The 22,251-nt window shown below is 43.5% G+C and carries 17 protein-coding genes; 5 read left to right on the top strand and 12 right to left on the bottom strand.

Features of this window, described 5'->3' with window-relative positions; translation table 11 throughout:
• Positions 1–254: 254 nt before the first annotated feature.
• From MiSe_RS22225 to argF, 4 genes are all read right to left on the bottom strand, one after another.
• Entirely contained in the window at positions 255–683 is a 429-nt protein-coding gene (locus MiSe_RS22225) for a Spy/CpxP family protein refolding chaperone (protein ID WP_226584994.1), read from the bottom strand.
• A gap of 100 nt (positions 684–783) precedes the next feature.
• On the bottom strand, positions 784–2,064 hold the full coding sequence (locus MiSe_RS22220; RefSeq protein ID WP_226584992.1) for an AmpG family muropeptide MFS transporter: 1,281 nt from the start codon (positions 2,062–2,064) through the stop codon (positions 784–786).
• Positions 2,065–2,142: 78 nt separating this feature from the next.
• Entirely contained in the window at positions 2,143–2,784 is a 642-nt protein-coding gene (gene lexA, locus MiSe_RS22215; protein WP_226584990.1) for a transcriptional repressor LexA, read from the bottom strand.
• Positions 2,785–3,268: 484 nt separating this feature from the next.
• Positions 3,269–4,189, bottom strand: a complete 921-nt coding sequence (argF, locus tag MiSe_RS22210; RefSeq protein ID WP_226584988.1) for an ornithine carbamoyltransferase — start codon at positions 4,187–4,189, stop codon at positions 3,269–3,271.
• A 194-nt stretch (positions 4,190–4,383) separates the two neighbouring features.
• On the opposite strand from argF, the gene MiSe_RS22205 reads away from it, so the two are divergent.
• Positions 4,384–5,001: a Uma2 family endonuclease gene (locus MiSe_RS22205; RefSeq protein ID WP_226584986.1), complete on the top strand. Its 618-nt coding sequence runs from the start codon at positions 4,384–4,386 to the stop codon at positions 4,999–5,001.
• Positions 5,002–5,039: 38 nt separating this feature from the next.
• On the opposite strand, the gene MiSe_RS22200 is transcribed toward MiSe_RS22205, so the two are convergent.
• The 3 genes from MiSe_RS22200 to MiSe_RS22190 form a co-directional block, all read right to left on the bottom strand.
• The gene (locus tag MiSe_RS22200; protein WP_226584984.1) at positions 5,040–5,459 is read right to left on the bottom strand and encodes an adenine nucleotide alpha hydrolase family protein; all 420 of its coding nucleotides are present in this window, start codon (positions 5,457–5,459) and stop codon (positions 5,040–5,042) included.
• 136 nt (positions 5,460–5,595) lie between these two features.
• The gene (locus MiSe_RS22195; protein WP_226584982.1) at positions 5,596–6,450 is read right to left on the bottom strand and encodes an FAD-binding domain-containing protein; all 855 of its coding nucleotides are present in this window, start codon (positions 6,448–6,450) and stop codon (positions 5,596–5,598) included.
• A gap of 235 nt (positions 6,451–6,685) precedes the next feature.
• Positions 6,686–7,354 carry an AAA family ATPase gene (locus MiSe_RS22190; RefSeq protein WP_226584980.1) on the bottom strand — a complete coding sequence of 223 codons (669 nt, stop codon included), beginning with the start codon at positions 7,352–7,354 and terminating at the stop codon, positions 6,686–6,688.
• 191 nt (positions 7,355–7,545) lie between these two features.
• Between MiSe_RS22190 and MiSe_RS22185 the strand changes: the two genes are divergently transcribed.
• Positions 7,546–8,664: a WD40 repeat domain-containing protein gene (locus tag MiSe_RS22185; RefSeq protein WP_226584979.1), complete on the top strand. Its 1,119-nt coding sequence runs from the start codon at positions 7,546–7,548 to the stop codon at positions 8,662–8,664.
• A 132-nt stretch (positions 8,665–8,796) separates the two neighbouring features.
• Here the strand turns inward: MiSe_RS22185 and MiSe_RS22180 are convergent, their stop codons facing one another.
• Positions 8,797–9,234: a CAAD domain-containing protein gene (locus MiSe_RS22180; protein WP_226584978.1), complete on the bottom strand. Its 438-nt coding sequence runs from the start codon at positions 9,232–9,234 to the stop codon at positions 8,797–8,799.
• A 22-nt stretch (positions 9,235–9,256) separates the two neighbouring features.
• On the opposite strand from MiSe_RS22180, the gene MiSe_RS22175 reads away from it, so the two are divergent.
• On the top strand, positions 9,257–9,649 hold the full coding sequence (locus MiSe_RS22175) for a hypothetical protein (protein WP_226584977.1): 393 nt from the start codon (positions 9,257–9,259) through the stop codon (positions 9,647–9,649).
• A 149-nt stretch (positions 9,650–9,798) separates the two neighbouring features.
• Complete coding sequence (locus MiSe_RS22170) at positions 9,799–10,974, top strand: cysteine desulfurase family protein (protein ID WP_226584976.1); 1,176 nt, start codon at positions 9,799–9,801, stop codon at positions 10,972–10,974.
• Here the strand turns inward: MiSe_RS22170 and MiSe_RS22165 are convergent.
• From MiSe_RS22165 to MiSe_RS22155, 3 genes are all read right to left on the bottom strand, one after another.
• The gene (locus MiSe_RS22165) at positions 10,971–13,193 is read right to left on the bottom strand and encodes a sensor histidine kinase (RefSeq protein ID WP_226584975.1); all 2,223 of its coding nucleotides are present in this window, start codon (positions 13,191–13,193) and stop codon (positions 10,971–10,973) included. The genes MiSe_RS22170 and MiSe_RS22165 overlap by 4 nt on opposite strands.
• 365 nt (positions 13,194–13,558) lie before the next feature.
• Positions 13,559–17,239, bottom strand: coding sequence for a helicase (locus tag MiSe_RS22160; RefSeq protein WP_226584974.1), 3,681 nt, complete (start codon positions 17,237–17,239; stop codon positions 13,559–13,561).
• Positions 17,236–20,280: a hypothetical protein gene (locus MiSe_RS22155; protein ID WP_226584973.1), complete on the bottom strand. Its 3,045-nt coding sequence runs from the start codon at positions 20,278–20,280 to the stop codon at positions 17,236–17,238. Before MiSe_RS22155 ends, MiSe_RS22160 begins: the two co-directional genes overlap by 4 nt.
• Positions 20,281–20,732: 452 nt before the next feature.
• On the opposite strand from MiSe_RS22155, the gene MiSe_RS22150 reads away from it, so the two are divergent.
• A complete protein-coding gene (locus tag MiSe_RS22150) occupies positions 20,733–20,870 on the top strand; it encodes a hypothetical protein (protein ID WP_226584971.1) in 138 nt (45 codons plus the stop codon).
• A gap of 56 nt (positions 20,871–20,926) precedes the next feature.
• On the opposite strand, the gene MiSe_RS22145 is transcribed toward MiSe_RS22150, so the two are convergent.
• Positions 20,927–22,114: a glycosyltransferase family 4 protein gene (locus tag MiSe_RS22145; RefSeq protein WP_226584969.1), complete on the bottom strand. Its 1,188-nt coding sequence runs from the start codon at positions 22,112–22,114 to the stop codon at positions 20,927–20,929.
• Positions 22,115–22,251 lie beyond the last annotated feature (137 nt).

Below are 22,251 nucleotides of genomic sequence, written 5' to 3'. Positions count from 1 at the left end.
AGCCCCTACCGATCATGCCGTGCCCCTACCTCATGTTCCCTACCGCCCTACCGCCCTACGGGGAGGGTTGCTGGCGACGCTGGGGTCTTTGTTGCCGCATCTGTTCCAGCTGCTGCTTTTGTTCTGCCGTCAGCCAAACATGGTAGGGGCACGGCATTCAAAAAACTTTGCCTTTAGCGACAAAGCTTACTTTAGCCTTAGCCCCTACCGATCATGCCGTGCCCCTACCTCATGTTCCCTACCGCCCTACCGCCCTACGGGGAGGGTTGCTGGCGACGCTGGGGTCTTTGTTGCCGCATCTGTTCCAGCTGCTGCTTTTGTTCTGCTGTCAGGACAGCATCCATTTGTCGTCGGGCTTCTTGCCGAATTGCCCTCATTTGAGCCTTTTGCTCGTCAGTGAGGGTCAAATTTGGCCTCCGGCGCTCTTGTCTTGCACGCTGAAGTTCTGCTTGCTGTTCTGAGGTGAGAATCCGATCGATTTTGGCTTTGGTTGATTCTCGGATTTGCCGCATTTGAGCTTGTTGCTGTTCGGTGAGGTTGAGGCGTCTGCCCCATCCTTCACCTCGCCTCTCGGCTACCTCTCCAGGGAGAGCAGAAGCTGGTTCGGTGAGGACAGGTAGCACGGGGGAAACTGCGAGTGCTAAAGCTAAAGCTCCAGGTATAACCAGATATAGTTTCTTCATCAAGTTACTTTTGTTGCTAGTGGTAGATTTTGATCGCAACGACGCAGGCATCGTCGATCGTGTAGTTTAGACACCACCCAAAAGTAAAAGGTTCAAAAAATTACTCATCAGCCATATCATCGAGTCCTGGTCTAGGCATGGGGGCTGGTTCGGCTTTCCAAGGCGCAACCACTGGTAGCAAAATAAACGCGGGTATAGCTGCTGCAATGGTAATCAGGAAAAATACAGGCCACCCGGTGGCTTTTTGTAAAAAGCCAGAAGGCGATACCAACACATCGCGGCTAAAAGCCATGAAGCTGGTGAGCAAGGCATATTGGGTAGCAGAATAGCGCTGGTTGCAAAGACTCATTAAATAAGCAACAAAACCCGCTGATGCGATCCCGCCGCAGAAGTTTTCTACGTTGATGCCCAATACCAATAACGGATAATTTTTACCCGCGACGGCGATCGCAAAGTAGCTGAAATTACTCAAAGCTTGCAGTGCGGCAAAGATCCACAGCGATCGATTAATGCCCAGCTTGCTGACAATCGATCCGCCCGCTAAAGTTCCGACAATTGTCGCAATTAAACCCATCCCGCCGCGAATCGCACCAATATCGGTTTGGGAAAAGCCAGTATTGAGCAAAAACGGCGTAGATAAACTGCTAAGTAAGGCATCAGCCAGGTTGTAGAGGATGGCGAACAATAAAGTTAAGACGCCCAACAGTAAACCATTGCGCTGAAAAAATTCTCCAAACGGCAATATTACTGCCTCTGCTAACGAGGCGGGGCGGTTGTGGTCTAAAATGGGTTCCGGTGCGAAAATAGTAGCCACGATTCCGATTACCATCAGCACCGCCATTAATAGGTAAACGATGGGCCAAGGCATTTGATCCGCTAGGATGAAGGCTACCGAACCCGTAACTAAGACGGCTATGCGGTATCCTAAAACGAAAACGGCAGCACCGGCTCCCATTTCTAGTTTTTCTAATACATCGGTGCGATAAGCATCGGCAGCAATATCTTGGGTAGCACCAAAAAAGGCTATGACTACGGCGTTGATCACCACAAGTTGTAACGCTTGGGCGGGTTTTTGGATTGCCATTGCCGCGATCGCGATCGCTAACACAATTTGGGTTAAAATCAGCCAGCCACGACGACGCCCTAAAAATGGCGGCACAAACCTATCTAGCAACGGCGACCAAACAAACTTTAACGAGTAAGGCAAGGCTACCAAATTAATCAGTCCGATCGCCGTAATATCGACGTTTTCTTTCGTCATCCACGCTTGCAGGTTGCTTCTAGTCAATAAAAAGGGCAACCCCGATGAAAAGCCCAATAATAAAAGAGCCGCCATTTTGCGACTCTCAAATACTTTTAACCAAGATTGAATTGCTTTCAAACGATCCTCCCTGGAGGGATAATTCTCTTAACCTTGAGCGATCTTCCCACAGGAGAGAGCCTTTATCCGGAGGCGTGCTTATCGCTGGGAGGAAGTGGTAGCTGGTTTGAGCGGCACGTCTAGCCGACGCCAGACGCCAACTAATACGCCTTGCACCTGAACTTGGTCGGCGGGTGCTTCAATCGGCGGATATTTGGGATTGGCGGGTTTGAGGATGACTTTCTCTCCCCGGCGGTAAAAGCGCTTCAACGTGGTGCCAATTCCTTCTACCCTAGCCGCCACAATCGCGCCGTTTTTGATTTGACTGGGTTCTGATACGGGTTGCATGATCGCCATATCTCCATCGGCGATGCGATCTTCGATCATGCTGTCTCCCATAACCCGCAGCGCAAACGATCGCGGCGGGAAGAATAAACTGGAAAAATCGAGTCGTTCTACCGTGTCGGTATGGGGTTCTACCAAACCTCCCGCTGCGATCGCTCCTAAAACCGGAATTCCTCCTGTGCTTTGTTTTAAAATCCGAATTGTACGGGCTTGCCCATCTGTCCAATCAATGTATCCTTTAGAACGCAAATGTTCTAGACGACTCTGAACCGGCGCGGGTGACCTTAAGTTCATCGCGCGCATCATTTGCCGGATCGAAGGTGCATGTTGATGTTGGCGAATGTAGTCTACTAGCCAGTCGTAAAGTTCTTGTTGAGCTTCTGTTAGAGGTTCCATAAATATTGGTTAGAAATGGTACGCGAGTTTTTGGAGGCGGGTTTAAGTCTGAATTTGGGCGATACAAACGAACTATATCTGTAAACCTGCCTCCCCGTGAAGGCGAGAGTTAAAACTCAAAACTCTTCCTATAGAACATTCGTACTATTAAAGCCCTATATTTGTCTAGTGGCTAATTGCTAATTGCTAATTGCTAATTGGTAATTGGTAATTGGTTATGGTACGATCGCAAGTCGTTGATACGCAAAGAAACCGGGTTTCTGCGGAGCTCTCTTGGCATAGAAACCCGGTTTCTGGCCTCGAGCGCCAGGAATTAGGCAAAGAAACCGTTTTTCATAGAAACCCGGTTTCTTTTCTCGATCTTCAACCGGTTTTGATCGCACCCATTAGACTTCGACCACATCTTTTGTGGGGTAGGCATCCTGCCTGCTTGTGAGTTTCTTTTCTCTTGAGGTCTAATGGTCATGGGTCAAAAGCACAGGATCTAATCTGCGCCAAGCAAGCTAGCGAGCAAAGCTTTTTGTGCGTGCATTCGGTTTTCAGCTTGATCCCAAACTCGCGACTGGTTTCCTTCCATGACGGCATCGGTAATTTCTTCCCCTCGGTGTGCGGGTAAGCAATGCAACACAATCGCCGTTTTGTCAGATAAACTCAACAATTCATCGTTTAATTGATAAGGTTGAAAAACGGGCATCCTTTGATCGGCTAAGTTTTCTTGTCCCATGCTTGCCCAAACGTCGGTGTAAAGGACTTGAGCGCCTTTAGCAGCGGCAATGGGATCGGTGGTTATTGTCACTTCAGAACCACCATTAGCGATCGCAACTGCCTGTTGCACAACTTCCGCGTCGGGTTCGTAGCCAGACGGTGTAGCAATTCTGACATTGATCCCCACCAGAGCGCAGCCCAACAGCAGCGAATTCGCGACGTTATTGCCATCGCCGAGATAAGTTAAAGTGACACCAGCGAGGGAACCAAAGCATTCCTGCACGGTGAGTAAATCTGCCAAAATTTGACAGGGATGTTCGCGATCGCTCAAGGCATTAATTACCGGAATTTTGGCATAATCGGCAAACGTTTCCAAATCTTTGGGATCGAAGGTGCGAATTGCCACAATATCGAGGTACCGATCCAACACCCGCGCCGTATCGATTAAAGGTTCGCCGCGACTGACTTGGGTGACGTTGGGATTTAAGTCGATTACCTGTCCGCCTAACTGATACATCGCGACGGTAAAGCTAACCCGCGTTCGGGTGGAAGCTTTCGAGAACAACAGACCGAGAATTTTATTGCAGCGCCGATGGACTGTTCCTGCTTTCATTTGCGCTGCCAATTCCAAAAGTTCGCCGACCTCGCTGGCGTTTAGGTCTGCCAGACTTAATAAATCTCGTCCTTTGAGTGTTTCCATACTCATCTCTGGTGAAGTTTTGTGCGATCGCGCATGGCAGCAACCTACCGCGCTACAAAAAGACTGTGTTAAAAACCTACCAGATTTAATTGCGCTTAGTCTTGCGTTTTCCTCTGCCTCTCCCTGGTAGCTGCTTAGAATGGTAGAAGCGATATGCACACCCCTAGCACTCGCGTTCGCATCCTGACAAAACTATGCAAGTAACACAACGGCAATATTACACCCCAGAGCAATACCTGCAACTAGAAGCAGCTGCCGACTACAAAAGCGAATACATTGACGGACAAATCATACCTATGGCAGGCGGAACGACAAATCACAATCGAATTGCACTCAATCTTAGTGCTTCTCTAAATTTTGCCTTCAGACAGCAAGATTACGAAGTCTTCATGGGGGATGTTCGTTTGTGGATACCCAAGCGGCGGATTTACACCTATCCAGATGTGATGATTGTCGCTGGCGAACCAGAGTATTTCAATAACCGTACAGATATAATTTTAAATCCACATGCGAGCGTAGAAGTTTTGTCGAAATCCACCAAAGGATACGACCGCGAAGACAAATTTGAAGCTTACCGAACAATAGAAACTTTTCGAGAGTATCTATTAATCGATCAAACCCGTATTCGAGTAGAACAGTATTCTAAGACCGGGAACAAGCGATGGGAACTTTGCGAATATGATGAAGAAGATGAAGTCATCGCCTTAACCTCAGTTCCCTTTCAAATTTCCCGGCTCGATTTGTACAATAAAGTAAAGTTTGAACAAATTGAATCAGAAAGCGATCTTTCTGATGCTGAGGAACTAGGTTGAAGCTGGCGAACGCGAGTGCTAGGGGTGTGCATATCGGTTTACTCAAAAACATACCTTTCGGCAACTTTCCAATAACGCGAAAAGCGCTTCAGGTCAATATAACCGTCATATTCCAAAAATGGCTCGACTGCGAACGCTTCCACGGGGATAGATTGCTCAATTTGATCGCAAATAGCAACAAACCGAGGACTCGGACTTTCTGCCGTCACAACCAAATCAGCATTATGTGACTTGGCAAAAGCTACCACCTCAGTCGCCACATTACCCCGCCGAATAACTACAGGCAACTCTAACAAACATTCGTAAATAAAAGTAATGCGTTTGAGACTAATTTGCCACTCTTCTAACAAAGCATCATCCCAAACCCAAATTGCCGGTGCATTCGGATATTCTTGCAGTGCAGGGCCATCAGGACTCAAACAATCACCGTGAACCCAAACAATCGGATTATTGCTCATGGTAATTTTTCTGGTTTCTCGTTCCCAGGTTCAACCTGGGAACGAACTTTTAGAGGCGGATCCTCGGTTATTCTCGTTCCCAGGTTCAACCTAGGAATGAACTTTTAGAGGATCTGCCTCGCTGATTTTAAACAGACTACTGCCGCCTTTTCCCCTGTTGCCAACTTTGGCTACCGCTGCGATTTTCAAACGGTTCGGTTTTAGGAAATAAACGTCTTTCTATTTGCTCATAACTTCCCTCAAAATCGCAATGTCCGTAAAAAGGACATTTTTTACAATAAACCCCCTCTGTATATTTTTCCAAATTTTCCCGATTAAAAAAATACGCCTTATGGCTAAAAGTACTAGCAACCCACTGCCAAGATAAATTATTACTAGCAGGATCTCCATCTAACAAATGTGACAAAAACCACTTCGCACCCGCTTGCCAACGGATGCGCCGCCAATGCACGATATAAGCAGCCATCCACATGCGCGCGTGGTTATGCAGGTAACCAGTTTCCCGCAAGTTGCGGCTAAAACTATCAATGCAAACTAAACCCGTATTGCCCTTGGCGATATCTTCCGGTAAAGTATCGGCATAAGCTTTAGCATCGTAACCCGTTTTATACTCTTCCCGATCTTTCCAAATATCATTCCCTAATTCAGCATACAACCGTTGCCAGTAGTCGCGCCAAGCTAGTTCGTTGACTAATTTATTCGCTTCATCTTTATGATTAACTTTCTTGAGTACGGCATCGCGAACTTCTGCTAAACTCAGCACGCCATAACGCAGGTAAGGAGATAAGCGCGTTACTGCACCAGTAAGGAAATTACGAGATTTTCCATAGCGTGCCGCATCTACTTTTGCAAGTACTTTAAGAGCAGCTTTACGTCCACCTAGAGTCTCGCTAATATGGTCATCCCGCGTCGCTGCTGCTGGAAATTGTTCGCGCAGATAGGCTACCATCTGTTCGCGACTGGCAAATTCGCGTTGCATGTCTTCGGTCATTGTTTAGCCTGTGAATACCCCTCTTTGTAGGGTAGCGAATATTCGAGCTGTTTTGTTTGCAGATGTCCTAGAAACCCGGTTTCTCGAAGAAACCGGGTTTCTGGTTTCTTTACAAGTGCCGCAAGTATGATTCTGGATTATTCAAAAAAGCTTTTGTTAAAGTAACCTGTTCGAGTTGAGCGTAGGCTACTTCTTTAACTGGATAGCTATCGAAACTCAAAATAGATGCTTGGGGTCAGGCCATGAGAATGGGAGAGTGAGTCGCAATAATAAATTGACTATCTTGGTTTACCATATCTTTTAGCATTGATAAAAATGCTAATTGTCGCAGTGGCGAGAGGGGTGCTTCAGGTTCGTCCAACAGATATAATCCACCAGGAACAAAACGCGATTGAAAAAGCTTTAAAAAACTTTCGCCGTGAGAATTAACATCTAAATTATCCCCGTATTTACTCACTAAAGCTGCTTTTTGTCCCAAAACTGCTGCCTTGGCTAATTGAAGGCCATATCCACTAAATTTTCCTTCATACTCTGAAGCTTGTTCTTCTAGTTCTTTTGTCATATTATTGAGGCGTCGGGCAAAGTTGAAGAAGTCTTCTGCTCTCAGGAAAAATCCCCGCGTGGTTCTTTTATTCCAAACAAATTTTAACTGGTTGGATAAGCGTCTGGCGGGGTCTAAACTTTTGTCCGTTTGAATGTCTTCTCCACCCACGGTTATTGCTCCTACACCTGCTGCTATCGCTGCCAACAACGTTGACTTTCCCGACCCATTTTCCCCCACAAATAAAGTTACAGGCTGATGCAAGTTAATTGATTTTAAATTTTTGATTAAAGCCAGATTGAAAGGAAATAAAATGCTAGAATTTTTAACAGCTTTTTGACAAATAGCTCTTAAATGAATCATACCCAATCCGCTCTGAGAAACCCTCTTTATTCTATCTCTTCTTCTTGGCGTTCTTGGCTTCTTGGCGGTTCGTTTAAAAAGGGGGAAGTAGTGCGCGGATTTGCTTTTATCAAAACTTGCGCTCGCATCGCCCCTGACGGTAATGTAAACTATTTGTCGGTTAGCGCAATCCTTACCAGGGTAGTTGACCTTTGGCACAAAATACTTATACTAAGTCAAAATGGAGTGATAAAATGCCGCTGATGCCAAAATTTTCAACCCTCATCCGCTTCTTAAAGCCTAAAAATCAAATCCTCGTCAGTATGGGGCTGCTTTTGTTGGTATTAACCGGAACCCAAATTTATGGACGCACGGTGGCGCAAGCAGCCTCACCCACGCCGCCAGCGACTGCCCCATCCCAAAATACTGACGCAACCAATTTTACTCTAACTAAAACCCTCACAGAACATGCAGGCGGAGTGGGGACAGTTGCGATTAGTCCGGATGGTAAAATTTTAGTCAGCGGCAGTAGCGACAAAAGTATTAAAATTTGGGATTTGGAAACGGGTGAACTGCGGCGGACTTTAACGGGACATACTAACCCAGTTTTAGCAGTTGCCATTAGTCCAGATGGTAAAACTTTAGTGAGCGGCAGTAGCGATAAAACTCTCAAAATTTGGAATTTAGAAACGGGTAGATTGCGACGGACTTTATCCGGACATTCGGGCGGAATTTATTCAGTTGCCATTAGTCCAGATGGTCGAACATTAGTGAGTGGAAGTGGAGATGGCAGGATTAAAATTTGGAATTTAAGTACTGGAGGATTGCAGCGTACCCTTTCTCCTCGTTCGGGTATGATTTTATCGGTTGCTATTAGTCCGGATGGGAAAAGTTTGGCAAGTGGCAATCAAGATTTATCGGTTAAAATTTGGAATTTGAGTACTGGTAGATTGGTTCGCAGTTTGAAGGGACATACTTTTTATGCCGTTTGGTCGGTGGCGTTTAGTCCCGATGGTAAAATGTTGGTGAGCGGTTCCCACGACAAGACAATTAAAATTTGGAATCTGGATAATGGCGAAGTTATTCGCACGCTGCAAGATGAAAGTCCGGTTTTTACTGTGGCGATTAACCCCGATGGTAAAACAATTGCCAGCGGCGATGAAAGTAGTAATATTAAACGCTGGGATATGAATACGGGACAATTGCTGCAAACCCTTTCCGGACATTCAGATCAAGTGCGTAGCCTTGCTTTTAGCCGCGATGGGAAAATTATTGTCAGTGCCGGTAGCGGGTCTAGAGATGAGACGATTAGAATTTGGCGATCGCAATAATTTGGTAATAGGTAATTGGTAATAGGTAATTGGGAGAGTAAGAAGGGAGCGAAACCCTTTCCCTTACTATTACCCATTAGCCATTAGCCATTAGCCATTAGCCATTAGCCATTACCCATTACCCATTACCCATTAACTCCCAACAATGTAGTTTTTCAGGTTTTGAATTTGGTCGAGTAATTCTTTGCGGTTGCTAGCACCCAGCAAGTAGCGGTAAATAAACCAAACCGTGTATGCTATCCCAATTAGCTCCAAGGTTGGTGCTACTAATGGAATGTCATTAATCGCATCGAGCAAACCAAATAAGACTTTAACGCTGACAAAGCCTGCCAGAATTAAACCAACGGTAATCAGGGGTCGCTTGTATGTCGTAAAAAAGTTGCTGACGTAATCTGGCGGCGTATCTACAAATTTTAAGACTTGGTCTACTGCCTGCCGCCATTGTTCCTTCGGGGGTTCCTCTGACGACACCGATGGCGTCGCCGTTTCTCCTGCTTGGACTTTGACCTCTACGGTCGGCAATTCCGTTTCAGCCTTATTTGTGGCTGTTGGGGGATTTTCAGGCTGCATATCGATTCAGAGGAATAACAACTTGAAACTACTTTCTGAGGATATCGTTATCAGCCGCTCTCGCTACAACATATTAATTTTTCTTCTAATTTTGCTTGTCTGCATCATCTCCCTCATCTCCCTCATCTCCCTCAAAGATGGCATTTGTATAATAAGTTATGTAACAACTAAGGTGACTGCACGGCAGATAAATCTGCCCGTGTCGCCATTCCACCCCGATTTAAAAATACGGGGCTATCTGCCTCCCGCTCTATTTTCGGTATTATTTGCGACTGCAAGCAACCCTGGAATTCGCTTTAATTTTGTTCAGAAAGCAGATGCGATCTGCTGCCATTGTGCTTATTTCCACCCGTTGCGATCGCAACCGTATGGCGCGAGATCTGCCACTCGTGGTTGCGATCGCTTTTTATTTTAGACCCAGAGGACTATCAAGCCAATTTTGTATAATTTTATAAAAATTTGCTAAAATAATCTAAGATTAACCTGAAAAACTTATGCCATTTTCCAGTTCCCCATCCCCAAATAAAATCTAAAATCTAAAATCTAAAATCTAAAATTCCCCAGATGTCTCACCGTCCCATCTACCTCGATAATCACGCAACCACCCCCGTCGATGAACGGGTGTTAGCGGCAATGCTACCTTACTTTAAAGAACACTTTGGCAATCCCGCTAGCATTAACCACGTTTATGGTTGGGAAGCAGAAGCAGCGGTGAAACAATCCAGGGCAATTTTAGCAGCAGCAATTGGCGCTACACCAGAAGAAATTATCTTTACGAGTGGGGCGACGGAAGCAAATAATTTAGCCATAAAAGGAGTGGCGGAAGCTTATTTCCAAAAAGGGCGTCACGTTATTACTGTCGTCACCGAGCATAACGCGGTTCTCGACCCTTGTGAGTATTTGCGCTCCCTCGGTTTCGATATCACCTTCCTCCCCGTACAACCAGACGGACTGCTCGATTTAGCCGAACTCGAAACAGCAATTCGTCCCGATACTATTTTAGTGTCAGTCATGGCAGCTAATAACGAAATTGGCGTGTTGCAACCCTTGGCAGAAATTGGCGCAATTTGTCGCGAACATCAGGTATTATTTCACACCGATGCTGCCCAAGCATTGGGTAAAATTCCCCTCGATGTGGAGGCGATGAATATCGACCTTTTATCGATGACCGCTCATAAAATATACGGTCCTAAAGGTATTGGAGCTATTTACGTCCGTCGCCGCAACCCCAGAGTTAAACTCGCACCCCAGTTACACGGGGGAGGACAGGAACGGGGAATGCGATCTGGTACCCTGTACCCGCCGCAAATAGTCGGGTTTGCTCGTGCGGTAGAACTCGCTTTAGAGGAAATGCCTTGCGAAATGGAACGTTTGACCAACTTGCGCCAGCGTTTGTGGGAAAATTTATCCCCAATTGGGGACATTTTTCTCAACGGTCATCATACCCAGCGGTTACCGGGTAACCTGAATATCAGCGTCGAGGGGGTGGACGGTGCGGCGTTGTTACTGGGGTTGCAACCCGTTGTGGCGGTGTCTTCCGGCGCTGCTTGTACCTCGACTAAAACGAGTCCCTCCCACGTTCTGATGGCGCTGGGACATTCGGAGGCGCTTGCTTATGCTTCGATTCGGTTTGGTATTGGGCGGTTTAATACAGAAGCAGAGATAGATACAGTGGCGCAACATGCGATCGCCACCATCAAATCCCTACGAGTTGCATCTCTTTCCCAGTCTAAAGTTTAGCTCGCCAACGGGGCATCGCTACGAACTTGTTGCTGGATGGGAATCACAATTGCAAACTCAGTTCCCTTTCCAGGAGTGGAGAAACACTCCAATTTGCCATTGTGTTTTTCTGTAATAATTTGATAGCTGATCGACATCCCCATCCCCGTACCTTTACCCACAGGTTTGGTAGTAAAGAAAGGATCGAAAATGCGTTGTTTAACGGGTTCGGGAATGCCGGGACCATTGTCTGCGATCGCAACTTCTACCCATTGCGAATCTACCACAGATGTGCGAATGGTAATCCGACCGGGATTATCTTTGATTTCCCGATCAGTTCGCTTGGCATTAACTTCTTCGATAGCATCGATCGCATTTACCAGAATATTCATAAACACCTGATTCAGGGGTCCGGCGTAACATTCAACTTTGGGCAAGTTGCCATAGTCTCGAATCACTTCAATTTCAGGACGTTCCAGTCTAGCTTTTAGGCGATGTTGCAAAATCAGCAAAGTACTCTCAATTCCTTCGTGAAGATCGACATCCTTAAATTCTGCTTCATCCATGCGCGAAAAGTTGCGCAACGACAGTACAATTTGACGAATGCGGTCAGTTCCCACTTTCATCGAACCCAATATTTTCACCAAATCTTCCTGTAAAAACTCCAGATCCAATTCTTCAGCTTCGGCTTGAATTTCCGCGACTGGATTCGGGGAGTGTTGTTGGTATAGTTGCAAAAATTTCAGCAAATATTCAGCATATTCTTGCAGGTGGGAGAGGTTGCCGTGAATGAAATTGACCGGGTTATTAATTTCGTGGGCAATACCCGCCACCATTTGCCCCAATGCCGACATCTTCTCGCTTTGGAGCATTTGTGCTTGCGTGCGTTGCAGTTCTGTTAGGGTGTTTTTAAGTTCAGCCGTGCGTTCCTCAACTCGGTCTTCGAGTTCTACATTTGTTTCCTCTAATGCAGTGAAAGATTCGCGCAATTGTTGTGCCATTTGGTTGAATGCGTTTGCCAAAATACCTAACTCTTTGAAGTAGGAGATTTCAACTTGTTGATAGAGTTGTCCGTTGGCAATGGCTTCTGAGGCTTGGCTGAGCTTTAAAATAGGGCGCGTAATCCAGGCTGCGGTCAAATATCCTATTAGAGTGGCGATCAGGAGAGATGCCAAACAAAGCAGGATGGTATCGCGGGTGTTGGCATCAATTTCGGCAGTAAATTCCCGTGCTGGAACCGCAACTATTACTAACCAATCTAACCCGTAAGCATCTTTCCAGGGCATAACCTGGACATAGTGCCGTTCGCCCTCAAGGTCAAATTGCAGATTGCGAATTTCACCAATACTCTGGAAGTTTTTAAACTGTTGCTGAAGTTGTTTAGCTGCACTTTGTACCAAAGGGTTAGGACTATCAATCGCGTTGATGCGTTCAATTTTGTGGTTGCGAATGCGGTAGGGTTTCTCCGTCCCGGAGTTGGCAATCAGTGCGCCATTCCGTTCTATGATAAAAATCTGTCCCGTGTGACTGGGATTGGAATTGCGTAAAAATTCACTCAACTTCAGCAGGTGAAAATCGCTGAATAGCACTGCTATTAGCTTTTTATCTTTATCGTAGAGGGGGTAGTTTGCCGAAGCCGAAATGTAGGGAGGGATGGACCCGGTGGATTCATACCAGGTATAGATGCGCGACCAAATGGGTTTGCCTGCTTTGACAACATTGCTATGGTACGCCTGATTGAGGGCATCAAAATCAACGTTGTAGAGAAGTTGCTGGCGATTTCCATCCGCATCGGTGGTGTAAGTGTATGAATTTTTAAGCGGTTGCGAAACCTGTTCATTAATGGTGACAGTTTTGTCGTCGTAGCGAGCAGCACCCGCACCTGTCCCATCACCAGAGGTGTGACCTATGTAGGTGAAGTCGTACACCTGCATCTGTTTCCAGTAATATTGTCCTGCCTTTTTGCGATCTCGCAAATCAAGCAAACCCAAGCGCACCGCATCTGCATTAATCTGGTTCACCTGATGGGGAATCTTCAGATAGTGGTCTAAGTGTTCATCCACAACATCGGTGGTTTTCTCCATCAACTGGTTCGCCAAATCGTTGACGGTATTTTGCCCATTTCTAAAAGACAGGTAACCCACCAATCCCACAGCACCGAATATTTGCAGCACAAAGGGAACGATGAGCAACCACTGGAGGGATAAGGATTGGGTAGGTTTAGCAGTAGGTAGGTTCATGGGGTTCGATAACAATGGCGCTAGCAAAATCTGGCGTGGTATTCACCCAGGTATCCAGAGTTATATTGCCCACATTGTTTCTGTCTCGCCCACTTGCTACGGCATTGATTAAAATTTCGCTTAAGTAGAGAGGGAATCCATCCCCTCTCTCCTGGAGAGAATATTACCAATTAGCTGGCGAGCGCTGTTTCGCCACTTGGTGATAAACTGCCTCGGTCTGCCCCGCAATTTTAGCCCAACTAAAGCGCCGTTCTAAATCATCATCAGCATGACTTACGCAAAAAAACAAAGGCGATCCGAGCGAGATTGACGCAGAAACCCGGTTTTTGACCCCGCCTGCGGGAAAACACGCGACGTTAATTTAGCTATTGGGAGTCTTGAGAAAGCATCAAGTTTAGGACATTCAATTCATTAGAAGTTAGAAAATACTTATCTGTAAAAAGTTTGCTTCTAATCTCATTTAAACTGTAGCTTCTAAAAACCAGAAACGGGAAATCCTTATATTTGTGACCAATCGGCAAAATATTACTGACAGGATAGAGAGAATTAAGATACGTAGCTAAAATATCTCGAAACCTTTGATCTTCCGGTTCTTCATCATTGCTGCCAAAATATTGACTCATCGCCTCACCGCTAACAAACATAAATAAGGGTAAAGCATAATACTGGTCAGAATACTGGCTGTTCTGTGCAAATTTTTGTGTCTTATTGGGTTGTTCCTCCAGCAAGTTCACTAAATCCATCGCCTCCTTAATAGCAGAACGTAGACTATCTGGATAGGTTGTACTATTTTTAATTTCGGACATTTGATTGAGTAATTTACCGTCACTAAAAGTCACAATTTCCTGTCCCAGTCGCATTTTATACTTTTCTTCTACCGCTCTGCCTGCCAGAGGAACAACTAACAAACTGCCACTGATATAACCTGTTTGAATTGGAACAAAACTTAGTAAACTATCTAAACTATTATTTACTACCTGCAATAATTTAGTATAAAATGACTCGCGCAATTCCAGATAAGAAAGTCCTTGCTCGTTATAATTAGCCAAATCTCGCAAAACTATTTCGGCTGAACTTAGCAAACCTTCTAAGGTAGTATAGACCTCTTGTAACAACTCATCGTTACGACGCTTTTTGTGTTCTTTTTTGAGTTGCTTAATCAGCGTAGCCATCTTGCTACTAAAAGTTTGACCCGCAGCAAATACTGATTTTCCGCCGATTGGAATCGTGATGAAATCATTTTGACCTATGCACCCAGAACCAAAAATTCGCGTCATAATGGAAGTCTTTAAAATTAGCAGAACGTTCAAAAGACTCAGCACGCTTTCTTGTAAAGACAACTGCTGCTCGTTACTAGAGTTATGAAAGGATGAGTGACGGTCTTTAGGATAATATACAGCTTGCTCGGACAAGTAAAAAATTAGCTCCTTGTCTTCACCGTCCAAAGTTTTCTTGATGCCATCTTCGTTGTAACTTCCACGACCTCTGTAAATGACCTGAATCACTTCCATCAGGTTTTTTTCAATTTCAAACCGGGGAATATCAACTAGAATATGTTTAGCTTTAGGAAATGATAGACCTCGACTCGCTGAGGCAGTCATAAAGATAACTTGGACGCGATTTATGTACTCGTGAATTCGTTGTTTTTCGGAGTCAGAGTGAATCTCCAGGTAGTCTTGATGCTGTATAAATTCGCCTCGCTCTTCTCTAATCTTTTCAATCAGGTCAGTCAATCTCTGTTTATCTTGAATATAGACAATCAATTGAGCGGTATTTTGCTGGTTTAAAAAGGTATTTATGTCTTCTACAATCTGGTTTTGAACGCAATTCTCTAGCTCGTACTTTCTGGGAAGATTTACCTGTTCGTTGAACTTAACAGACTCGATAAAAATTTTATAGCTTATTTCTAAACTTTTGGCTGGATAAGAGTTAGCATTAATAACCCTAGCCTTTAAGTCTTTAAACTGGAATGTTTGTACTGATAAAGGTGAAGCCTTAGCAGCAGCTTTCCTAAAAAATATTTTATTAGGTTCTGCCTTTGTTTCCTCTAAATGCTGCTTAATTACATCTGGGTCAACAATTGAAGCATCAGACACAATAATTTTGGTGTTAAAACCATATTGACTATCGATTAAACCATAATTTTTTAAAATCCTACTAATTCCATTGAGGAACTCTACTCCGCTATCGTCTCCTGTGATTTCATCAATCATTATGAATAAATGTTTTATTTTACTTGATATTTGTTTCATCTGAGAAGTAATTACCATACCTTCTGTAGAATTATAGGCAGATTTAAAGATTTTTTCAAAATGATATAAAGTGTCTCTTCCGCTTTGGGTTTTCTTCAAAGATTGAATCGAAACTGTCGCTACTATATTATGAGAAAGGTTACGGTTGATCGTGGTGTAGATGGCTTCGCAGATGCTATCTAAAACCCCTCGGTTTTGCTGACATACATCTTGAATTTGGTCTTCTGTTAGTCTTTTAAGATTTTTAGATAATCCCTGAGAAACTAATTGTGTATTTTGATTGACAAAATGTACAGTTTGCTCTACAAAATTATCGTCACGCTGATTTGAAAGGTAGTTTACCGTACATTGTCCACCGTTATTTTTGATTAAATCGGCGGAAGTGGTGATGGTAAATATCCGGTCGTCATATAAGTTTGTTGGTGTTTGTTTAAACTTTTCGATGATGTCTAGATTGACTTGCGTTCGGGGACTGACATAAAAGAATAAAAAACCTTCATTGAGGCATTTTTCAGTTTTAAGAAAGTTAGCGATCGCAGTCGTTTTACCTATCCCTGGATTGCCTGTTAAAAATATATAGGTAACATCAGAATCTAATGCTTTGGTAATCAGTTCTGCGTGAGCTTGTCTCAAATCTAAGTTTGGGGTAACTTGAAGTTGTGTTGCTAAATATGGCGGGATCGCATCGATTGAGTTGAGAAAATTCTCCACACGATCTTGATGCACAATAGAAGTTATCCCATCTTGGGAAACGTCTAAAAGTCTATTGATAAAATTTTTACCATCTTGAAAACTTTTAGCGGCGTTTCGCTTAATTAATCTTAAAACTTCCTGGCGAGCATCTTGAATTTCTAAATCGCTGGAATCGCGCTTGTAAATGTGAGAGCAGGTTGCTAAAATATCTAAATTATCCCGATTCAGGGACATCGCACTAATTCCGCGATCGCTATACCCCACGACATTAAAAATCACCTCGGTTTCTGCTGTCAGAAAATTATGCGATCGTAAGAATTCAGCAAAACTATGAGCATAACTCGCCGCCTGAATTAACTTCGCAGTTTCTTTGTCCCCTCGCTTGAAAGCAGTAAAGTACCGTGCCAGATTTTCCGATAGATTTAGTTCGGAAGTTTTACTATCTAACCCTAAATTACAAAAAACACTTTTCGACTTTAAATATCTAATTTCACTAAGCAAAATTCTCCGGATTACTTCTACGCTATCTACATCCACCAAATCCTGGATTGATTTAATCGAAAATATTGAATAATCCAGACACAAAACCCTCAACTGCTTTCCACACCGGATGAGAATCAAAGTATCTGCACGTAAAAATTCTCCTTTCTCGGAATATTTACTAATATCAACTTCAATCTCGCCAAACTGCGATAAAACTTCTTTAAATACTTCGTCGTCACTTTTATTAATAGTTCCTAGACTGTTGTCACCGCAAAAACAGCACTGGTAGTACAAAATTTCTAGACGCTTTAGCTGATGTTTCTTCCACCCTGTAGATTTAATATACTCGCTGAAAAAATTTAAACCAGCCAGAAAGCTTTTTTGTAAGAATAAAGTCCCCCACTTGCCAATAATCTGTCTATTTTGTTCGCTAATAACTTCCGCTTTAATTGCTAGTTGCTTCAGCATTTTTGGGAAACTTAGCTGCTGTAAATATTGACGATATAATTTCCCAAATTTATGAGATAACTGATTTTGTTCAATATAGGCAAGCATCCCAATATTGAACCCTACTTCAAACAAACGACCCAATTCTTGTCCTAGATCGTATCCCCTCATGTTTCCTCACTATCTGGCTGCACGTTTAAAGCTTTTCTCACTTCTGTTAAAAAGGCTAACGAATTAAACTTAACTCTGCCTGTCATGTCTTTAAATATAGACAATGATCCAACGCTATCATCGCCTATAAGGTTCTCATATGGATCGAGCTTAAAACTAATATTACGGGATTGTGTCGGCGCCGCCTCATACCGAGAAAAATGGAATAGAGTCAGAAACTGTAGCAAATCGTTTTTTAGGGAATTATCATACATCAAACCCATACGAATATCTTGGTCATCTAAAATCCCTTCATAGATGTTTAATAGGGTAGCGTAGGAAATAACCCCGTTATAGTATTTCTCGTTACCGACTTTAATTCCATTAAAGAGGTTGAAAAATACAACGGCTTGTTTACTGGGGTCTTTCACCAAAGTTTCTAACTCTGATATATCTTGTATGTACAATGAACTAGCTTTAATCTTTCCGATATTTACGGCATAGTATTTGTCAAAAAATATGGGGTATATCTTGATGTCTTCGCGCTCTCCCTTTAAAGACCGTATCACAGCTTTTGACATAAAAAATAACTCTTCATCTTCTTCTGTTTTGGTCATGTTTAAAGTATTGCAATAGGGAGACTTGGCAATGTACAAAAAGTGTCTGTATCCTTGTTGATAAAGCTTATTGACTTCATCGATGAGAACATCAGGATGATTGTGAATTTCCTGGCTACCATAGTTATCAGAGAAACTCCCGCTCATATATAATCGAATCGTGCCATCAGACTGACGCTGTACTCCGACAACTTCTCCCATCAAGTTGGCAATTTTATAATCGCTTGATCTGCTGCGATCGCTTTCTCGACTAGACACTACAATAATTGCTAGCTTGTCTAGCTGGTGTTCCGTAGGAGGTGTATTGAACTTAAATTTCTTAGGTAAAATTGAGTACAGCGAACTCAGACCATTACGAATTTTATACTGATTGATACTTCTAATGCAGAATCCTTGACAATTCGAGCGATGTCTTTCATTCAAGAGATGGGATAATACTGCAAAGAGAGAGCGCATAAACTCTTCTTCCGGTGCAGGGTTTTGCTTGTCACTCAAATGCAGTCGCAAGATGGGAATAAATAACCGGCGTTTTGCTGAATCAAGTAAAACTTTTAGCGTCGTATAAGCAAGTAAAGAGAAAGTCACTCGATAAACAAAAGCCTTTGGTGAGTCTTCATTGTTAAAGACTTGTTCTCTCAGGCGTTGATAGTTATAGGTAAATTCCAATAACTTTTTCTGTTTTAAATTGTTTTGAGATATGTTTTCAGCAATCTTTCTACAATCATCGTCTTGAGGAACCAAAAGAACAGGTATTGTGTAAATATTTCTGAGATCGTACTCCATACTGAAGCTTTGGCTATCCTCAGTAGAGAAATAGTGAATCTCGCTAATCTGGATGTTGGCTGTAAGATTACAAAGTGAAGTTGTATCGACGCTGGAATTACCAACTGATATATATTTTAAAGCCGCTTTAGGATTTTCTCTTAATTCGCTTTTAAACAAGGTACTATTTTTAGAAATAGTGCTAGCATCTTGCTCCAAAATCCCTTTCTTAAGACTGATATGCAGGGGATAATTTCGGGGTTGTAAAGAAGTATCTTTCTGAAGCAAACTCAGCAGTAATTTCTTAAGCTTTTCTACCTTCTCATTAACCTTGTACTGCGCTAATTTCTTTTTCAGTCCTCTCAAAATGCTTTGTTTTTTATTTTCATCAGAACCTTTTAATATCGGCAATACTTTTTGGTCAAAAACCAATCTAGGATCGTATTCTAGATCTGATTCTGGTGTGTAACCCTCCCCGGCGGGATCGCTACTAGCAAAGACAAAGTAATATAACAAAGTTATTTTTAATACTTTTTCTACAAAAAACTTCTTTTTGAACGACGAATCAGAAATGCTCTCTTTATGTTCGGTACTGTTAGAATCAATTTGATTTAGGTAATAGTCAAAAACAGTTTCTCCGCCTTGGGATTGAACCTTACCGCCTAACTTGAGCTTAAGTCCAAATATGAACTGTAGCTTACCCGAATTTTCATCAGTCGTTTCTCCTAAATAACCCACTATTAAAGGAATAATAGGTAACATATCAAACGCCTCAGCACGGCAAAATAAATCTTTGTAATTTACTGATATTCCCGCATAATTGACTTCATAATGTCCGTCCTCTTTTTCAACATCGCTGATGTAGTCTTCGATTAATTTTAGTCTTCGGATCAAGTCTTTAAGGTAGATAGCATCTCTGGACTTATCCAGGTGTTCTAACAAAAATTCTAAATACTTAATCTTGGCTTCTCTTTGGAGTTTTCCCAGCGCTTCTGTATCCATCAGGCGCTTGAGTATATAAAAATCAGACTGGCGATCTGCTACTAACTCATCAAGAATATCATTCAGGTCTTCTTGCTGATTTGAAGAAAACTTGAGGTTGATAAAATTTCTCAGACTGGCTTGTATTTCTTCGTCAAACTTACTTGTGTTTTCTACTGTAATTGTTAGCTTATGAGATTTGAGCAAGCAATTATTACTAGCATTGTTTTCCACGCTTAATCGCTGCTTTTGCAAACCTTCATGGGTTTTCCCGAAAGGATAAGTAAATCCCAAAGTTTTGCTTTCACCTGTTAATTCTTTTAATTCTGTAGCTAAGCTGTTAACATAGTCCTCAAGGGATATATCTTGACCCTCTTGTTTAAGTAAAGATTCTACATGCTGTTTTAAACAATCTCTAATCTGCTGAACTTGATTAATAAAAAAAGGTTTGACCCCCCGACTTAAATTCACGCTGGCGGACTTAGCGCTGCTAGCAGATATTCCCAAGGGATTCTCAATCGTTGAAGACGCTACCTGAAAAGCTATTTCGTCAAGATCGATCAGCAATTGGTTGCCATCTTTGGATAAACTAAAGCGATTTTTGGTATCGTGATTTTGCAGTAATTTTAAAATTTTAGTCAACAAATCGCTGTAATCCAGCCGCACTAGACCGTTGTCGCCTTCTGCCAAAGTATTTACCATATCTGCTCCCTAAAATTATAAAAGGTACAAATGTATTATATACCAAACAAACTCGGGACTTACGCAACTGGCACATCAGTTTGTTCGTAGTAAGTGCTATAGCTGACGCCACGCTACGCGAACAGCGCTTCAAGATCGGCACTATAGCGGATTGCAGGCAGATGAGGTACACCTGAGTTTGTCAAGCGCGCTGCCATTTTTGCTGCCGCTATACAAACAAAGCCTAAAGGCTTTCCCTCACTCGCTTGCAATCGGCACTAAAGTGCCTACTACAAACATCTATTGATATTTTTATTGTGACACTTGCGTAAGTCCTGAAACTGTTGCATAAAGAGCTAAGGTGTTCCAGGAATACCCGCTTTCAGTCTCGCAGATTGACCTTTGAAGATGCTCTGACAAAGGAGTTGGGGAGACACTCTAAGCACCCCTTCCCAAGATCGAAGCACCTGGTTTTGAGCCTACCGAATTTATCCGAAATAGGGGAGAAAATTCTTCCTTGTTGGAATCCCCTGACTTTAGGCATGGGGTTTCCCCGCGTCAGAATTTCCCCGTGTCCCCGCGTCCTCTTCAATGGATGGGTAACGGGCTAATTTACCTTCTATGATTGGAGAGACGGGAGACATCCCGTCTCTACTGAGGAGTAGGATTACCAATCAACACGCGATCGCTCTTTCGCCACTTGTTGATAAACTGCCTCGGTTTGCCGCGCGATTTTAGACCAACTAAAGCGCCGTTCTAAATCATCATAAGCATTGTCAACCAACCATTGGCAGTAACCGGGATTTTTCAACACTTCCAGAATACCCCAAGCGAGGGAATCGGGGTCGTTGACACGAGTTGTGATACCGTTCTTGGTGTGTTTCACTACTTCTGGTAAACCCCCCGTATCCGATACAACCACGGGTACGCGCGCGGCAAAACTTTCTAGAGCTACAATACCAAACGGTTCGTATAAACTGGGGAAAACAGCACAATTAGCAATAGCTTGGAATTTATTTAAATCTTCATCGGACATAAAGCCAGTGAAATAACATTTATCCCAAATTCCCAAGTTCCAAGCTTGACGCTTCAAGTGGTCGGTATTGCCGCCGCCTATCAGGACGAATTTAACCAAACCTCCCATTTCCCATATTACTTTCGGGGCGGCATTTAACAGCACGGAAACGCCTTTTTCATAAGTCATGCGTCCGACGTAATAAACAATTTTTTCCTCATCATTGGCATAGCGGCGGCGGAACTTCCACGCATCAAAATCGTGCCAGCGGAGTTTTTTTTCCGGACGAATGCCGTTATAGATCGCGTCCATCTTATCCCAAGGCGTATTAAATGCGCGTTGCAATTCGCGCCGCATGTAGTCGGTACAGACAATAATTCGCCAAGCTTCGTAGGAAAGGATGTTTTCTTTACCGTGGACGTAGCGCTGTTCCTCTTTATGGATACCGTTGTGGCGTCCGTATTCCGTGGCGTGGATGGTGGCTACCAGGGGGACTTTAAAATTATGCTTGAGCCCGATCGCTGCATCTCCCACCAACCAGTCGTGAGCGTGGATGATATCAAACGGCCCATCCTCTAACATTACTTTACCGCCGTGGCGACCCATACTCTCGTTCAGGTTCGCCACCCAGTGGAAAAAGTCGTGACTCCACCCTACGGGTACCCGATGGACGCGCACGCCTTCCACCAGTTCGTACATCGGTGCTTCTCCAAATTCCGCCGTGATCAAGTGGACGTCATGCCCTAATTTGACCAGTTCTGGATATAATTCTGCGACGTGGCGTGCAATTCCCCCGACTAACCGAGGCGGAAATTCCCAAGTCAATACCAGAATCTTCATCGCTTCCAAGCCCCTCAAGGTTACGGATTTATTAAGATTGACACATTTCCATTGCGCTCATTATGGCAATTTGTTTAACTTTTTGTAATTAAAGTTAATGAACTTGTTGATTTCTTTACATTCTGAGCAGAGGGCAT

Origin of the sequence: Microseira wollei NIES-4236, from assembly GCF_020521235.1 — a bacterium.
Taxonomy (GTDB): Bacteria; Cyanobacteriota; Cyanobacteriia; order Cyanobacteriales; family Aerosakkonemataceae; genus Microseira; species Microseira wollei.
The sequence above is the reverse complement of the archived record's forward strand: the minus strand, read 5'-3'. Positions and strand labels throughout refer to the sequence as shown.

What these genes read in the sequence shown, in the direction of transcription:
- MiSe_RS22225 (WP_226584994.1), bottom strand. Translation starts at nt 683, where the DNA reads ATGAAGAAACTATATCTGGTTATACCTGGAGCTTTAGCTTTAGCACTC.
- lexA (WP_226584990.1), bottom strand. Translation starts at nt 2,784, where the DNA reads ATGGAACCTCTAACAGAAGCTCAACAAGAACTTTACGACTGGCTAGTA.
- argF (WP_226584988.1), bottom strand. Translation starts at nt 4,189, where the DNA reads ATGGAAACACTCAAAGGACGAGATTTATTAAGTCTGGCAGACCTAAAC.
- MiSe_RS22205 (WP_226584986.1), top strand. Translation starts at nt 4,384, where the DNA reads ATGCAAGTAACACAACGGCAATATTACACCCCAGAGCAATACCTGCAA.
- MiSe_RS22200 (WP_226584984.1), bottom strand. Translation starts at nt 5,459, where the DNA reads ATGAGCAATAATCCGATTGTTTGGGTTCACGGTGATTGTTTGAGTCCT.
- MiSe_RS22195 (WP_226584982.1), bottom strand. Translation starts at nt 6,450, where the DNA reads ATGACCGAAGACATGCAACGCGAATTTGCCAGTCGCGAACAGATGGTA.
- MiSe_RS22190 (WP_226584980.1), bottom strand. Translation starts at nt 7,354, where the DNA reads ATGATTCATTTAAGAGCTATTTGTCAAAAAGCTGTTAAAAATTCTAGC.
- MiSe_RS22180 (WP_226584978.1), bottom strand. Translation starts at nt 9,234, where the DNA reads ATGCAGCCTGAAAATCCCCCAACAGCCACAAATAAGGCTGAAACGGAA.
- MiSe_RS22170 (WP_226584976.1), top strand. Translation starts at nt 9,799, where the DNA reads ATGTCTCACCGTCCCATCTACCTCGATAATCACGCAACCACCCCCGTC.
- MiSe_RS22165 (WP_226584975.1), bottom strand. Translation starts at nt 13,193, where the DNA reads ATGAACCTACCTACTGCTAAACCTACCCAATCCTTATCCCTCCAGTGG.
- MiSe_RS22160 (WP_226584974.1), bottom strand. Translation starts at nt 17,239, where the DNA reads ATGAGGGGATACGATCTAGGACAAGAATTGGGTCGTTTGTTTGAAGTA.
- MiSe_RS22155 (WP_226584973.1), bottom strand. Translation starts at nt 20,280, where the DNA reads ATGGTAAATACTTTGGCAGAAGGCGACAACGGTCTAGTGCGGCTGGAT.
- MiSe_RS22145 (WP_226584969.1), bottom strand. Translation starts at nt 22,114, where the DNA reads ATGAAGATTCTGGTATTGACTTGGGAATTTCCGCCTCGGTTAGTCGGG.